Source organism: Aestuariibaculum sediminum, from assembly GCF_014596945.1.
Classification (GTDB): domain Bacteria; phylum Bacteroidota; class Bacteroidia; order Flavobacteriales; family Flavobacteriaceae; genus Aestuariibaculum; species Aestuariibaculum sediminum.
In genome coordinates this window covers 389,367-404,666 of the sequence record NZ_JACVXB010000001.1, presented here as the reverse complement: position 1 = coordinate 404,666, position 15,300 = coordinate 389,367, and the positions used below count along the sequence as shown (strand labels likewise).

The 15,300-nt window shown below is 32.9% G+C and carries 12 protein-coding genes; 1 reads left to right on the top strand and 11 read right to left on the bottom strand.

The window, feature by feature from the left end:
• The first annotated feature begins 102 nt into the window (after positions 1-102).
• Positions 103-681 carry a PhnA domain-containing protein gene (locus tag ICJ83_RS01875; RefSeq protein ID WP_188228656.1) on the top strand — a complete coding sequence of 193 codons (579 nt, stop codon included), beginning with the start codon at positions 103-105 and terminating at the stop codon, positions 679-681.
• 8 nt (positions 682-689) lie between these two features.
• On the opposite strand, the gene ICJ83_RS01870 is transcribed toward ICJ83_RS01875, so the two are convergent.
• The 11 genes from ICJ83_RS01870 to ICJ83_RS01820 all read right to left on the bottom strand — a co-directional run bounded on the left by ICJ83_RS01870 (position 690) and on the right by ICJ83_RS01820 (position 15,294).
• Positions 690-1,121 carry a YybH family protein gene (locus ICJ83_RS01870; RefSeq protein ID WP_188228655.1) on the bottom strand — a complete coding sequence of 144 codons (432 nt, stop codon included), beginning with the start codon at positions 1,119-1,121 and terminating at the stop codon, positions 690-692.
• Between the two features lie 70 nt (positions 1,122-1,191).
• Positions 1,192-2,292, bottom strand: a complete 1,101-nt coding sequence (locus ICJ83_RS01865) for a DUF4407 domain-containing protein (RefSeq protein ID WP_188228654.1) — start codon at positions 2,290-2,292, stop codon at positions 1,192-1,194.
• A 130-nt stretch (positions 2,293-2,422) separates the two neighbouring features.
• Positions 2,423-4,231 carry a M56 family metallopeptidase gene (locus tag ICJ83_RS01860; protein ID WP_188228653.1) on the bottom strand — a complete coding sequence of 603 codons (1,809 nt, stop codon included), beginning with the start codon at positions 4,229-4,231 and terminating at the stop codon, positions 2,423-2,425.
• Between the two features lies 1 nt (position 4,232).
• Entirely contained in the window at positions 4,233-4,598 is a 366-nt protein-coding gene (locus ICJ83_RS01855) for a BlaI/MecI/CopY family transcriptional regulator (protein WP_188228652.1), read from the bottom strand.
• 219 nt (positions 4,599-4,817) lie between these two features.
• Complete coding sequence (locus ICJ83_RS01850) at positions 4,818-6,242, bottom strand: T9SS type A sorting domain-containing protein (RefSeq protein ID WP_188228651.1); 1,425 nt, start codon at positions 6,240-6,242, stop codon at positions 4,818-4,820.
• A 32-nt stretch (positions 6,243-6,274) separates the two neighbouring features.
• A complete protein-coding gene (locus tag ICJ83_RS01845; protein ID WP_188228650.1) occupies positions 6,275-7,420 on the bottom strand; it encodes a cytochrome-c peroxidase in 1,146 nt (381 codons plus the stop codon).
• Position 7,421: 1 nt separating this feature from the next.
• Complete coding sequence (locus ICJ83_RS01840) at positions 7,422-8,900, bottom strand: hypothetical protein (RefSeq protein WP_188228649.1); 1,479 nt, start codon at positions 8,898-8,900, stop codon at positions 7,422-7,424.
• Positions 8,887-10,395 (bottom strand): RagB/SusD family nutrient uptake outer membrane protein, encoded by a 1,509-nt coding sequence (locus ICJ83_RS01835; RefSeq protein WP_223154565.1) that lies wholly within the window; start codon positions 10,393-10,395, stop codon positions 8,887-8,889. The genes ICJ83_RS01840 and ICJ83_RS01835 overlap by 14 nt, the downstream gene beginning before the upstream one ends.
• Positions 10,396-10,399: 4 nt before the next feature.
• Positions 10,400-13,735, bottom strand: coding sequence for a SusC/RagA family TonB-linked outer membrane protein (locus tag ICJ83_RS01830; RefSeq protein WP_188228647.1), 3,336 nt, complete (start codon positions 13,733-13,735; stop codon positions 10,400-10,402).
• 22 nt (positions 13,736-13,757) lie between these two features.
• Positions 13,758-14,858 carry a FecR family protein gene (locus ICJ83_RS01825; RefSeq protein ID WP_188228646.1) on the bottom strand — a complete coding sequence of 367 codons (1,101 nt, stop codon included), beginning with the start codon at positions 14,856-14,858 and terminating at the stop codon, positions 13,758-13,760.
• Positions 14,851-15,294, bottom strand: a complete 444-nt coding sequence (locus tag ICJ83_RS01820; protein ID WP_188228645.1) for a doxx family protein — start codon at positions 15,292-15,294, stop codon at positions 14,851-14,853. The genes ICJ83_RS01825 and ICJ83_RS01820 overlap by 8 nt, the downstream gene beginning before the upstream one ends.
• Positions 15,295-15,300: the final 6 nt, after the last annotated feature.

Genomic DNA, 15,300 nt, shown 5'->3' with positions numbered 1-15,300 from the left:
CTTAATTAGTGGGAAAGAGGTGTCTTTTTAAGATGCCTTTTTCTTTTTATAGTTTGCTGTAACCTTAATTTAAGCGTATTATTGCAATCTAAAATACAAACCATGAGCATACTTCAAACATTAAAAGATAGAAGCCACAACACTTGCGAATTGTGTAAGTCTGATGAAGGGTTAACACAATATACATTACCACCATCATTAAATGAAAATGTAGACAATAGTTTGCTAATTTGTAGTACTTGTTTGGAGCAGGTTGAGGGTAATGCCGAAATGGATGTTAACCATTGGAGATGCTTAAATGATAGTATGTGGAGCGAGTTTGTAGCAGTACAAATTTTATCATGGCGTATGTTACAGCGATTACGACATGAAGGTTGGCCAAAGGATTTGCTGGATATGATGTATTTAGATGACGATGCACTCTCCTTAGCTCGTGCTACAGGAGAAGATAAAGATGACAGTGATAAGATTATTCATCGTGACGTAAATGGTGTTATTCTGGATAATGGCGATTCGGTAGTATTGGTAAAAGATTTAAAAGTGAAAGGCTCGAGTATGGTTGCCAAACAGGGTACAGCGGTTAGGAACATTCGATTAGATCGAGATAATGCTGAGTATATTGAGGGAAAAGTTGATGGGCAACAAATCGTGATAATTACTAAATACGTTAAGAAAACTTAGTGTGTAGACTATGCTGAGGTATCTGCAATAATTTTCCACGCTCCGTTAATTTTCTTAAAAACTAACATAAAAAAACCACTGGCGTTGCCTACATTTCGTTTCAAATGAAATTCGCCCAGAACAAAATAAGCGCCGTCATTAATTTTAGAAATGTCATTTATTTTAAAACTAAGTTTTCCTGTATGGTCTTTACTAGGGTAGGCCTTTTTATAACGTTTTAAGGTGTTCTCCCAACCGTAAGTTATTCCATTGCTACCATAAAATTTAAGGGAATCACTTTTCCAGTAACCTTCCATGTATTCATCGATGTTATTTTTAGACCAGGCCAAGCGCTGTGCTTTTAAAACCGACTGTATCTCTTTTATATCATCTTCAGTACTAGATTGAGCAAAGGTGTTAAGGGTGAAAGATAAAACAAGAAAAAGAATAAATTGCTTCATGATAAATTAAGTTGTGTATTCTTAGGGAATGATGTAAAAATACACAAACTCCATTTAATAATCGTGCTACTTATAATATATTCTTTTGATGATTAAAAAAAGTATCAGCCTGTAATTGTAATAGTTCCCGGGCTTTTTTACGTTTATAATTATATAGCTCGTCTTCGGTTTCTATATCTTTATATACTCGATCGTTTATGGCAAATTCGGTTTTTAATAGAGCCTCTCTCTGATTTTTATTTTGAAGCACATTTGTTTTGATGGCCGTTTCCTCGTTTTCTAATCTAAAATCGTAGGCGCTTTTTGGTGATAGTAGTTTTGCAAAAATAGGAGAGGTTTCAATGGCTAAAAAAAGTAAGAATATAAAAAATGAAGGGAGCCAAGGTAATTTTGATAATGCATTCACACGAGCCATGAGTCCATCAAAATCATTAATAATAGGTTGCGACGAGGTAACCTGATTGTTATAATCACTTTGAAGTTTTGAAATCTCGCTTTCAATAATATTTATTTTATCCTGGTTGTTTTGTTTTAGTTGTTGTAATTCCTCTAAAGCGGCATCATGTTTGTCACGCTTTTCTTTGTAAACAGGACCTTTGCCCAATAATTTTGTCCCTGCTGTTCCTTCGGCTTCCGAAATGTAAGTGTTGTAAAGCGCGTTAACTTCAGCTTCTTTTGTTGCAATTTCATTTTGCAGTTCGGTTATAGTTTGTCGTAAAGTTTCAATTTGTGGGGTAAACTGTTCGGCTATTTGATTCTTATTTGCGAGGGTATATTCATTTTTTTGTTCCAGTAAAACACGGTCAATTTCTTTCTCAAAAATCTTTAATTCTAATGGTTTCGAAATAACAACGGCAATAATAACAGCAAGAATAATTCGGGGTGTAGCTTGAATCATTTCATCGGCAAAATGGCCTGTTTTTTTTAGGGTCGATACAATGTAGCGATCCAGATTAAAAATGAGTAAACCCCAAATAAACCCGAAACCTACAGCGATAAAGGCATTGTCGAAAACGGTAAATAATGCATAACTTGCCGCAATAAAAGCCATTAAGGCTGTAAAGAATACAGTAGCACCTATGCCAGCATATTTGTTTTGTTCGCCCTTAGAGCAGTCGTTTAAAATATTGGTGTCTGCACCCGAGCAGATAATAAAAAATTGCTTTAACATACTAATCGATTTTTTGATTGATGATTGGTTATTAGAACGTTAAAACTCGGTTTTTGTTACATTTTTGAATAAAAAAAGACTTATAAGATATTGATTCTTATAAGTCTAAGTTGTGTTTTCGAGTGTTTATTTACTGTTTAATTTCTTTGGACAATGAGAGTCCAATTACTTTAGAGGCTTGTTTAGCTATTTTTGAATCTGTATTTGGGCTTTTTATAGGATATGGTTGTGAGTCAATTTTTTGCTCATCAGTCATTTTTGAATAAAGTTCAGTAATTTTTTTAATGTCTTTTAGTTTGAAGATACCTTCGGGATTGTCATTAATTTTTTTAGCTAAGCTATTGTAGTTTTTTAACTCTTCATCAGAAACCCCTTGTTTAGTTGCTAATTGATAATTAATTTTTACAATATTGTTATCTCTTAAGGTTTTTGTTACTTGATTAATAGTTTCTTTAGGCGTGTTTTTAAAAGTGTTTAGGTTAACAATTAATTGTTCTTTTTCTTCTTCTGTTAAGGCATTCATTAAGTTTAATAAAATGTCATTTAATGAATCTGGGTTAATACTGAAATAGTTTATGAGTATATTATTTTCTTCGGTTATAAGGATGTTAAGAATTCCTTGTTTTAAGCTATTTTGTTCGTCGTTTTTAATCTTGTAATATGATTCTGCTTTTCTTTTAGTTGTTGTTTTTTTAGGGATTGAAATCCCTTGGATTATTTCTCCTTTTTTTTTGGTAAAATGTAAAGAATCCGCTGTAAATATTATGCCTTTAAACGAATTCCCGTATTTGTCAGTTTCATTAAGCGTTATATAATTGGCTTTAACTTCTTTGATAAAAAGGTTTGCCTTTTCTACTTCTTTTTTAAGTTTATAGAGATAGGTGTTTGATAGTGTTCCTTCTGCTTGAATATAAACTAAAGGATTAGAACTCTTATGTTTTTTAATTGTCTCAAGTTTACTTGAAAGATTTTCAAGAAGTACAATTTTATCGTTGATACTAATAATCCTGTTCCTGTCTATATGTAATGTTATTTTATCTGTATCTGTCGTTTGTTCTGTAAATTGAGAATTAGTAGTTTTTTCGACTATAACTTTACTGCTAAAGCTAAAAATGAGAATTGCCAAAATGGGAAAAATCAATAAGTTTTTAAGCCAGATAGTTTTTTTTGATGTTTTTGTGTTCATAACTGTAAATCGTTTTTTAATTAATGAATAATTTATGGCATTTGCCAAAGTTGAATATGATGCATTTGATGAGAATGCTAACAACGTATTTTGATAAGTTGACAGGGATGAGCCGTGTTTTATAACGGCTTGATCTGCCAAAAATTCATGATTTAACTTAATCGCTTTTTTTATGATGTATACCAAAGGGTTAAACCAGAATGCTATTTGTAATATTTCTATAAATAAAATATCTATACTATGCTTTTGTTTGGCATGTGTTTGTTCGTGTATTATAACCTCCTTTGGGACTTCATTCAATTCATATTTCGTTTTATTAAAAAATATAAAATTGAAAAAGGTATGTGGTGGAGTATAATCGTTTAATAAAACATGAATGAAGCTTTTATCTTTATGTTTTATGTTGGTTTTAATTTTCTTGTATAGGTTGAATAAGCTATTTAAAAATCGTAAACAAAATATAAGAACTCCTAAAGCGTAAACACTCCATAGAATAATGGGCGTATAATTTGTTGAATTAGATGTTTCTTGTGCTTTAGTGTAAATGAAATTACTGTGGCTTTCTAAAGGCTCAATAGCGGGGATTTCTATGTATTCTGTATAGGTTATAAACGGAATGCCTATAGAAAGTAATATTACAACAATAAGATAGAAACGTTTAAAAGTATGAGCACTTGTGTTTTCTAAAAACAACTTGTAAAATGTGAGAAATACGGTAAGACAAACGCTGGATTTAAAGATAAGTAACCACATATTATTTCTTTTTGATTTCGCTGTCTATTAAAGCTTTTAACTCTTCTAATTCTTTTTTGCTAAGATTAGTTTCCTTTGTGAAAAAGGAGGCAAACTGCGAGGCGCTATCATTAAAAAAGTTTTTAATAAGGGCGTTTACATGTTTAGAAAAATAGTCTTTCTTTTTAACCAACGGATAATACTCTCTAGACTTTCCGTAAAGTTTATAAGCTATAAAGCCTTTGTCTGCCATCCGTTTTAACAAGGTGGCAATGGTTGTTGTGGCTGGTTTAGGCTCAGGATAAATATCTAATATATCCTTCATGAAAGCTTTCTCAAGTTTCCATAAGTAATTCATTAATTCTTCTTCAGTTTTTGTTAGTTTCATGTTCTACATGCTTAGAGTTTGCTCTACAAATGTAGATTAAATTATTTGATTCTACAAATGTAGAATGTTGTAATTTGTTTTTCAATAAATACTTTTAGATACAATTAAAGGTTTTCTAGCGCATATATCACAAGACCATATTAGTTCTATAAGTAACCTTGTTAAAACTAAAAAAGACTGCCTTTTAGCAGTCTTTTTGTTTTCTGGAAATACTTGAAATTATTTCACAACAATCTTTTTCGTTACAGAACTCAATTCCGTTTCAATTTTAAATAAATACATGCCACTTGTTAAATTAAAATTAATGGTGTCAGAATCTATTTTACCTTGTTTTAATGTTTTTCCTGATAGGTCTAAAATGCTATAATTTGCATTGATAAGATTTTTTGAAACTTTAATGAAATTTGAAGTTGGGTTTGGGTAAACACTTATTATTTCAGCTTCAGCTTTATTTGTTGAAAGGGTTGTTGGGTCTAGGCTGTAAAGTTCATTTCCAGTTGTTCCATTATCACCTTCAAAATACAGTTTACCATTTAAAACTACCAGTTCATCAATATCAACTATAGAACTACTAACTCTAGCGGTTGTAGTACCATCGGTTCTAAATAAATATTGTGTTGTTTCATTGGCAACCTCTCCTGCATAGTATAGATAATTTCCAATTGCAGCATAATCAGAAGGGTCATGATCATTATCGCTTGTTCCATTTGTACCACCGGTAATTTGACTTACGTTAGATAAAGTATTGGTTGAAGGTGAATATTTATATAATTGATCTCCAGCGCCAGCGTCACCTTCAAAATATAAGTCTCCGTTCCAAGCGAAAAAGCTTGATACATTAGTTACCGAAGAAGCTGCAGATACTGCAATTGTATTAGCAGTTGTTCCATCTGTTTTCCATACATTACCTAAGGCTTCAAAATATAATTCGTTGCCCAAAACTGTGAAATTACTAATACTAGAATCTGTACTAGCTCCATCAATATCTTTAACTAACGTAAACATATCTGTACTTGGGTCATATTGATATAATTCTCTTCCAATATTTGGCTCATCAACAGAATAGTCCATGTATAGAAATAATTTGTTGTTGAATACTGTAAAAGTAGCACCAACAATAGCTTCAATACCACTACCTAAATTTGCAGATTTAGTTTGATTTGAACCATCGAATTCATATAGGCTATTTCCGTCTAGTGTGTTAACATAGTATATAATTCCATTAAGCTCAGTCGGGTTAAATACAAAGCCTCCTCCTGTAGCGTTCGTCCCAGTTTCAGAACCATCAGATTCAAATAATACGTTTCCCGCACCTGAATTAGCACTGAAATACATAGTGCCGTTTAGAGAGAAAAAATTTCCGGGCGAAGATGAGCTTGATCCAGATCTCAAATCCTTTACAAAAGTAGTTCCAGTTTCAGTTCCGTCTGTAACCCAAAGTTCTCGACCTAAATCTAAGCCACCAGGTGTATTTGAACCGTTCGAATCATCGGCCCCAAAGTATATTTTTCCATTATATACGAATAAGTTGTTGGGGCTTGAGCTTGAAGATCCACTATCATTAATTTCTTTTATTAGTGTTATTTGAGCGTTTATAGTCATTGAGATTATAATGCTGAAAATTGTTAGTAGTTTTGTTTTCATAATTTTAAAATTTTTGAGAGTTTATTAATTAATTAAGGTAGTTCTGGTATAATTATTCTTCCGCGAGAAGAACTTAATGTTTGCATAAAAGCGATTAAGGCTTCTATTTCTGTTTTATTTAAATCAAGTCTTTGCAGTATTGGCGAGGTTGTTGGAATTAACGAATCGCGCGGTGTTCCAAGATATTTTTTTTGAATAGGAGCCGGGTTACCTAAGTTGTACAATTCAACGACATCCAGCAAACTTGGGAAATGCCCATGGTGCATCCAAGGGCCGGTTCTGTTAACTTCACGTAATGTCGGTGTTCTAAATTTACCTATATCTTCTATGTTTTTTGTTACATTATAGCGACCAAAATCTTCATGTTTTGTTCCGAATAACGTTTGCCCATCGTTATGGAATTGATTATCGCTAAAATATGGTGTGTTGTGGCAGTTAATGCATCGCGCCTTTGTTCTAAACAAATGAAGCCCTAAAACTTCCTGATTAGTTAGTTTTGTTGAATCGCCTTCAACAAATTTGTCGAAACGGGTTTTATAACTATTTACTGTACGTTCAAAAGTAGCAATAGCGAATTGTATACGTTTTAGTGAAATAGAATCATTGCCAAAAGCTTCTTTAAATAAGGGTTTGTAGCCTTCAATTTGTGCAATTTTATCGACGGCTATCCCTAGATTTTCATTCATTTCTACCGGATCTTTTATAGGAAATTGCGCTTGGTCTTCTAGGCTGGAAGCGCGACCATCCCAGAATAATTCATGAGCAAATCCGGAGTTTAATATGGTCATAGAGTTTCTGGCGCCTGTTTGTCTGTCATGACCAAATGCTCGTGTTGAATTATCAGTCCAAGCTAATTCCGGATTATGACATGAAGCACATGCAATTTGTCCGCTAACAGAAAGACGAGGGTCGAAAAACAATGTCTTACCCAATTTTTCTTTTTCTTTCGAGTAGGGGTTGTTTTCGGGAAATGTAACTTTTGGTAAAGCCCCAATATCTTGAAATTTAGATTTTTCGATTAAACTATCAAGGTTTGGTTCAGGCCATTTGCTTTGATCTCCACTGGAATAAATGGCTTTTAAATGGGTAATATTTGTGTATTTATCGTCCTGTTTACTTTCAGATTTACAGGCAGAAAGAATAATTAGAACAGCTAATGATAAAAGTTTGGTTTTCATGTTATAATTCATATTCTTTTAAACAGTTTGTGGTAGTTATATTTTCTGGATCGGTGTAAGAATTGTTGTTGTATATTCGATATTCAGCAGTAACCGTACCGCCTAGTAAATCTTGATTGGTTAGGTTTAATTGTAGAACGATTTCAAATAAACCTGTCGCTATTTGCTCGTAAGTTCCATTTCCTGAGATTGCAAATTCGTAACTTACACCATCTCGACTTCCAATAGTTAGGTATTGAGGAATAATTAAAACGTTTCCTTTGGTTTTACTTTCTCCATTTTCAGGATAAAACTCTAAAGCAGGACTTATGTTAAAACCTGGAGAGTTTAAGAAATCTGAAGATTCATTTCCAAACCATCGTTTCAAATTAAATGAGTTGGTTGTCCTACCGGCATTAGGGCTATTAAATCCAATTTGAAACGCATGATGGTAAATATCGTCTGAAGGATCGGTAGTGCCCATATCGTCGTATAAAATAGCATTGGGATCTGTAGATTCAACTACAATTGGGTATGTGAAAGCATTAAAACTGGACCACTGACAAATACCATCGTCGTTAAAATCATTCCAGACTTCACCATAAGTTCTGTAGAAAGGATCTGATAGATCGTAAAAATTAGCAGCAGGATTTGCATCAACATTTCTATCAGTTTTTATAGGTTTTACAATTTGTAACTTGCTGGTGCCATTTAGTGCATAAAGTTCGGTCTCCACTAACGAAATTAAAGATTCGTAATAGACATCATCATTGTTAATTGACTCGTTCAGTGTAACTCTATAAGAGATATATGCTTTGTTAGAATCGTATTCAATAGGTTCTATAGAATATTTAAAGCCGTTAAGAAATTCAAAAATAGGTGTGCTCTCTATTTCAGATTGAATAAATCCGTTGGAGAATAAAACTTTAAAATCTATAGTTTCACCTGCTTCACCAGTAATTACTTCTCTGTTATTTTCAAGTCTATATTCTGTAATAATTTCGGCAAAATCTATTGAAAAAGAGTCGTTTTTAAATTCAGAATTAAAATTTCCGATGTGTATGGAAGGTTCTGAAACACTTTCTAAATTGAATGTTATTGTTTCGTTGTTGATAATTCTTTCATTAAAATTAACGTAAATAGTATCGGTTAATTTATTGGCATTAAAGGTTAGCGTGTTGTTTGCTGGTGTTACAGATAATACTGTGTTGTTTGCATTTAAAGAATGGCTAAAAGTTACGTTAACCTGTTCGTTTATATTTAAAGTTGAAAGGGCCACAGGAATTTTTAAAGTTTTTAATGATGTAACCGTATGTTGGTCTTTTGGAATTAAATTTCCTGAGACGGCAGGGTATTCTAAGGGGCTGTTGTTACTGTTTACCAAAAAGTTAAACCTTACATAAGGATTTACAGCAATAATTTTATCATTTTCGTCTGTAGAGCAGCCCAAAAAGCTTATTAGCCCTAAAACACATAATATTAAATATTTAGTACGATTCATTTTGTTTTAAATTTGAGTTTAGGTTTAGGTTGTTTAACGGTATTGGTAAAATGAGTTTTGGAGATGGGTAACTTAAATTACACACCGTTGAGTAGCAGCCTTGATTTCTAATAATATCTTTGTGGTTTCTTCTTAAATCGAAAAACAAGTGACCTTCAAAACAAAGTTCTTTTCTTCGCTCTAATAAAATTGCATCTTCGAGATTATTAGTGTTTTCTAACAAGGAAGCATTTGCTCTGGATCTAATGGTGTTTATATCGTTTTTAGCTTCTTCAAATTTTTCATTGTTTAAATAAGCTTCTGCGCGAATTAGGTACATTTCACTTAGTCTAAAAGCTATATAGCCAGCATTATCTTGATATTTGTTAGTAAAATAGTATGGTAAATCATCATAATCTCTTTCTCCATTAACCATGCCGCTAAAGGTTTCAATATCGAAACTTTGAAAAAGTTGAATCCGTAAATCATCTGGTTCAAAAAGGTTTAATAAATCTTGTGAACTAACATATCTGCTGTACTGTAATGTGTTTTCTTTCGCATCATAAAAATATCCGTAATATTGGTACATTCCTGCAGAAACGTCATCTTCGTTGTCTCTTGGTGGCGAAAATTCAAGTAGCATTTCGGAGAGTGGCGCATTGGGTTCTTTCCATTCAGAGATATATTCGCTTTTCGGGGTTAGTATTTTACCTGAATTGCTAATAACATCATTAGCCATTTTAAAAGCATTATCCCAATCGTTTTTATATAAATATACTCTGGCAAGTAAAGCTTTTGTGGCATACTCGGTAAAGTATGAGGTTGCAGGACCTTTGCCTAATGCATTCTCTGGAGTATATAATTCAATGGCCTCTAGTAAATCGGTTTCAATAAATTTATAGGTGTTTGAAAGCGTTTCTCTGCTAGGGTAGTTTATTTCTCCATTCGTAAGGGTTTTAGTATTGTAAACAATACCTAAATGGCTGGCATCGTTGGTGAAGTCGTAATTTTGACAATAAATTAAACTTAACAGAAAATGTGTGTAACCACGAATACTCAGTGCTTCGGCAATTATCTGATTTTTTTCGGTTTGAGAAGCATCTGGAACTTCATTGATAAATTCTAATATTAAATTTACCTGATTAATAATATCGTAGCTATTATTGTAGAAAGAACTAAAATCGCTATTATTAGACTGATCCTGAAAGTTGTAGGTGTTTTCTATTTGATTTGGAGTAGAGATTTCTCCCTTAATGCTATTTGCCTGGCTAGGCGTAAAAGTAAGGTTTCCACCTTGGTAATCGGCATATAGGCCAAAATTGGCCGAACGAACAAGTCCTTCGATGTCTTTGTAAATACCAGTTAAAGCTTCTTGAACTCCTGCTTTGCTGGATAATTGTTCGTTAATAGATACTTGTGCTCCTGGCTCTTGTTCTAAAAAATCGCTGCATCCGCAGGTGCTAAATACAATAATTAGAACAAGACCATTTAAAAATATATATTTTAGTTGTTTCATAAGTTTAAAATTTAGCGTTAATACCAAGAGAAATTGTTCTTGCCTGTGGGTATTTAAAGCGGAATTCACGAATTCCATTTAATCCTTCAGGACTTTTCTCTTTATACCAATACAGTACATTCGAGATATCTGCAAAGAGATTAAGCGTGTCTAAAAAAGTAATGTCATTTACAGGGACATTATAATTTAAGTTGATATTAGAAATTTTTAAATACGAAGCATCGTAAAGAAACTTACTTGAATTAGGCAATAAAGGATTGTTATTTGTTACTAGAGGTTGGGTAGCTATATCGCCTGGTTCTCTCCAATAATCGTAGGCGTTAACCGACATATTTCTATTTGATGAAATTCGGTATTGTGAAATTAATTCGTCTTCAACTAAAAAGCTTCCCCCAAGCTGGTAAGAGCCTCTAATACTTAGATTAAGACCTTTATATGAAAAAGTATTACTAAACCCTCCGTACACGTCAGATTGGCGGTCGCCAATAGGAACCCAATCTGAAGCAGAAAATAGACTGTTGTACATTGCGGCATCATAAATTTGGTTATTTACTTCAACAAGTTCACGTCCTGTTGCAGGGTCTATTCCAGCATAATTTAATCCCCAGATAATTGAGGTGCTGTACCCAATTTTTTGGGCTAAGGCTTGTTGAGCAAGTGAGAAGTCATCACCCAAGCCTTCTAAATGCGTAACTTTGTTTTTTAAGGTGGCAATATTAAATGAGGTACGCCATTTAAAGGCTTTATTAAACCATTTAATATTAGTAGAAAACTCTATACCCTTGTTGTACATGTTTGCTGCATTCATTTGCATGGAATTATAGCCGGTTTCAGAGGGTAAGTCTCTACTGGTAATTAAATCGCTTATTGCATCGTAAAAATAGTTTAGATTAAGGGTAACGTTTTTGAAAATGGTGGCTTCTAAACCTGTATCAAATTTTGTGTTTCTTTCCCACCCCAGATTCGGGTTGGTTGGTGTTGAGGTATTGGCGTAATCTAAACCATTATATCCATTTTCGTTGGTAGCATATAATCCTTTAGACCTATACGACCCTATTCTTGAATTTCCTGAGGTACCGTAACTTACTTTTAGTTTTAAAAAATCTAACCAATTATTCGAGTTTAAAAAGTTTTCGTTGGTTAAAATCCAAGCAACACCTAGTCCGCCATTATAGGCTACATCGGTATCCGATCCAAATACAGAACTTTGGTCACGTCTAATGTTTCCTAATACAAAATAGCGTTTTTTATAGTTGTAATTAATTTGGGAGAATAAGGATACTCTGGAATTATAATTTATATCATCACGATAAGTTTGTAAATTAAGGGTGTCGTCATCCTCTGTTTCTGGGTCGTCATCTTGAATAGCATCTGTAACGGCGTTTACAATATTAGGATTTACAAACCCTGCGCCAGATGCGTAGTCAAAATTTGCTTTTTCTTCAGAAATTTCAAAACCTAAAATGCCGTCTAAATTATGTGCTTCGTTAAAGTTTTTTTGAAAGGACAATTGACCGTTCCAATTCCACTTTGAACTGTTACGTTTATTAATGACTCTACGTCCCCATCTTTTGTAGGATTCTCCATTTAATATGAAGTTTCCACTAGGTCTGCCACTTTCGTTTGCGCCAGAAAAATAGCGATCTTGTTCTTTGTCTTTATAGTCTAAACCAAATAGGGTTGTAAAGGTAAATACATCACTTAATTGGTACTTGGCATTGATACTTCCAATTAAACCATAACTGTTGGCTATATTTCTATTTTGTTCAATCGCAGCTAAAGGGTTTCCTAAACCAATAACACCTGTTAAGGCATAATTTCCAGTTTCATCGTAAACAGGGAGGGTTGGGGCAAAAGCATAATTATAATAAATGTTTGGCGCTTCTTTTTTAATAAAACTTGGATTTAACGATGCTGAAATACTAAGTTTATTGAGGTTGTAGCCTAAATTTACACCCAAATTTAATTGGTTGGTATTGTTTCCTAATTGAGGTTCATCTATTTTTAAATAACTTAAATTAGTACGAAAAGTTAATTTATCATTCCCTCCAGAAACATTAATTCCGTATTTGTTGTAAATACCTGTGCCATTTAATAAATCAAACCAATCGGTATCTATACCGTTATAACCACTAGGTGTACCTCCAGTATTTTTTAAATATTCATTTCTTAAGTCGCTGTATTGTTTACCATTTAAATATTTAATTTGGTTAATAGCATTAGAAACCCCTAATTGGGAAGTGAAACCAAATTTAGTACGCCCTGATTTTCCTTTTTTTGTAGTAATGATAATAACACCGTTGGCACCATCGGCACCGTAAATACTAACGGCAGCAGCATCTTTTAAAACGTTAATACTCTCTATGGTTTCAGGGGCAATTTGAGCCAGAGGGTTTGATAAATTTTCAGAGAAGGTTCCGCTTCCATCAAAAAAATCGCTATCAATACCAACTTCTTCGGCCATTATTACGCCATCTATAATAATTAACGGTTGGGTTGATGTTCCTAAAATTGAATTTCCGAGAGGGGTTAAACTACCCTGACCTCGAATATTTATTTTTACAGGACCTCCAACTCCTGAAGTATTTTCTACCAAGACACCTGCAATTTGTCCTTCAATCATTTTATCAATACTCTCTGAAGCTTGCTCTACAGCGATGTCTTTTGCATATAATGTACTGATGCTGCCTACAACTTCTTCACGAAGTTTTTCTGTGCCATATGAAGAGGTAATAACCACTTCGGTTAGTTGGCTAATATCTTCTTCAAGTTTAAAAATGAATTCAGTTTTGTTTCCTATTAATAAGGATTGAGATTTCATGCCGAGATAAGATGCTTCAAGCTCCATGCTTTCTATGTCGTCTCCTTTAATTGTATAAACAAAGTTTCCGTCTATATCTGTTACAGCACCAATACTTTTCCCCTTAATTAATACTGTAGCGCCAGCTAGTGGGAAGTTGTCGGAGTTAGTTAGTACTTTTCCTTTAATTAATCGGCTGTTATTAACCGTGGGTTTATTCTTTTTATCGGTTAATAAAACCTGATTGCTATTTATAGCATAGGCTATATCTTCATCTTTAAATAAAGAATTAAGCACATCGATAAGGGGTGTTTTGGTAACATTTACACTGTATGTTTTTGATACATCAATTTTGTTGGAGTTGTAGATAAATCTATATCCGGTTTGTTGTTCAATAGATTGAATTATTGTACTTAAAGGTTTTTTAGAAACATTGAGTGTAACCGTTTTGTTTTGCGAAAAACTTAAACAGCTAAACAAATAAATGCTCAATAAAAACAACCATTTGGTAAGGTGTATTTGTTTTAGTTTGATTGTCATTAGTTTCAAAATTATATATCAGTTAGTCTTTAATTCTTATTGTGTTTTTGTCTATTATATATTCAAAAGGTGTATCCAGTTGTAGTAAAGCAAACAAACTTTCTACACTAGATTCTTTAACGTTAATGGTACCTGTAAAATCCTGATTCGCTAACGAAGTGTTTTCGTTAATTATATTTATGTTATAGGCCCGTTCAAGTTTTTTGCTTAATGAACTAAAAGGCATATTGTTGAAAATAATTTCATCGTTTAACCATGCGATATAATCCGAGGTTTTTACTGTTTTTAAAGAGAATTGGTTTGTTTTCTTGTTCCAAACAGCCTGTTGATTTGGTTCTAGTATTTTGTAAATGTTAGAATTGCTGGATGAGGAAATTTTAACAGAGCCTTCTAATAGCTCGCTATGCGAATAATTATCGTCTGAATATGTGCTAAGATTGAATTTTGTGCCTAACACTTCAATATTAACATTTTCTGAATGCACTATAAATGGACTTTCTTTGTTTTTAGTAACTTCAAAGAAGGCTTCCCCCGTTAAATAAACGTCTCTATTTCGAGAAGCAATAAATTTTTCAGGAAATTTGAAGGTTGTACCTGCGTTAAGGTGAACAATACTGCTGTCTGATAAAATTATTTTAAATGTTTTACCATAAGGGATTTTAATAGTGTTATATTTTAATTCTTTTGTATTTGTATCATTGTTGAAAATAATTTCATTTTCGTTTTGTTTACCTATGATAATGCCATCTTCCTTTATGAACGTATTATTTTTACTGTACTTAATTTGTTTTACTTCACCATTACTAAGTTCAATAGTAATATCGTTGTTTAGTTTTTCTTTTGGAGAATTTAAAATAGCGTTACCAGTTACGAGTGCTATGACTAATATTGCAGCGTACTTCCAGTAATTTCTAAATCGGGATTTTTCCTTAAGTTTATTTTGCTTAATTATTTTGTAGGCTTCTTCCTTTCTATAATTAGAACCCGCGGTTAACACCCAGGCGGATTTAATTGCTATAAACTGCTTTTTATGGTCAGAAGAACTGTCAATCCAATCAAATAATTGAGTTATTTCTTCTTCTGAAGCTTTATTATTTAGGTATTTGTATATTAAACTAGTCATTGTTAACGTATTGTTTGTTTAGTAAAAGGCTAACAAGCACACTTAAAATGATAATATTTTTTATTATGTATTGGCCCAATAACGTAAAAGAAAAGGGCGTGCTGTTAAATACAAGTTCGGGGAATATGAAAAAGGTGGAAAATGTTAACGATAAATGGATGAGAGCTAAAAAAATAGCTAACTTAGGTTTGTAATTAAGGATAAATAATACACCTATAGAAGATTCCCAGATCGCGAGTAACTGATACGATATATTCTCTGGAATAAGCCCCAACAACAAAACATTTATGGTGCTTTTAGCTATGTCCTCGGCAGGACTGAATTCAGGTAAAAACTTTAGTATACCAAAAATAAAAAAAATAGAACCAATAGATAAGGTGATAAGGCGATTGCCAAAATTCGGAGACAAAGACCTTATTGTGGTAGTTTTTTTCATTGTTAA

Bases quoted from the DNA above. Each gene is read 5' to 3' on its own strand.
- ICJ83_RS01855 (WP_188228652.1), bottom strand. From the start codon at position 4,598: ATGAAACTAACAAAAACTGAAGAAGAATTAATGAATTACTTATGGAAA.
- ICJ83_RS01865 (WP_188228654.1), bottom strand. From the start codon at position 2,292: ATGTTAAAGCAATTTTTTATTATCTGCTCGGGTGCAGACACCAATATT.
- ICJ83_RS01850 (WP_188228651.1), bottom strand. From the start codon at position 6,242: ATGAAAACAAAACTACTAACAATTTTCAGCATTATAATCTCAATGACT.
- ICJ83_RS01825 (WP_188228646.1), bottom strand. From the start codon at position 14,858: ATGACTAGTTTAATATACAAATACCTAAATAATAAAGCTTCAGAAGAA.
- ICJ83_RS01820 (WP_188228645.1), bottom strand. From the start codon at position 15,294: ATGAAAAAAACTACCACAATAAGGTCTTTGTCTCCGAATTTTGGCAAT.
- ICJ83_RS01835 (WP_223154565.1), bottom strand. From the start codon at position 10,395: ATGAAACAACTAAAATATATATTTTTAAATGGTCTTGTTCTAATTATT.
- ICJ83_RS01830 (WP_188228647.1), bottom strand. From the start codon at position 13,735: ATGACAATCAAACTAAAACAAATACACCTTACCAAATGGTTGTTTTTA.
- ICJ83_RS01845 (WP_188228650.1), bottom strand. From the start codon at position 7,420: ATGAAAACCAAACTTTTATCATTAGCTGTTCTAATTATTCTTTCTGCC.
- ICJ83_RS01870 (WP_188228655.1), bottom strand. From the start codon at position 1,121: ATGAAGCAATTTATTCTTTTTCTTGTTTTATCTTTCACCCTTAACACC.
- ICJ83_RS01875 (WP_188228656.1), top strand. From the start codon at position 103: ATGAGCATACTTCAAACATTAAAAGATAGAAGCCACAACACTTGCGAA.
- ICJ83_RS01840 (WP_188228649.1), bottom strand. From the start codon at position 8,900: ATGAATCGTACTAAATATTTAATATTATGTGTTTTAGGGCTAATAAGC.
- ICJ83_RS01860 (WP_188228653.1), bottom strand. From the start codon at position 4,231: ATGTGGTTACTTATCTTTAAATCCAGCGTTTGTCTTACCGTATTTCTC.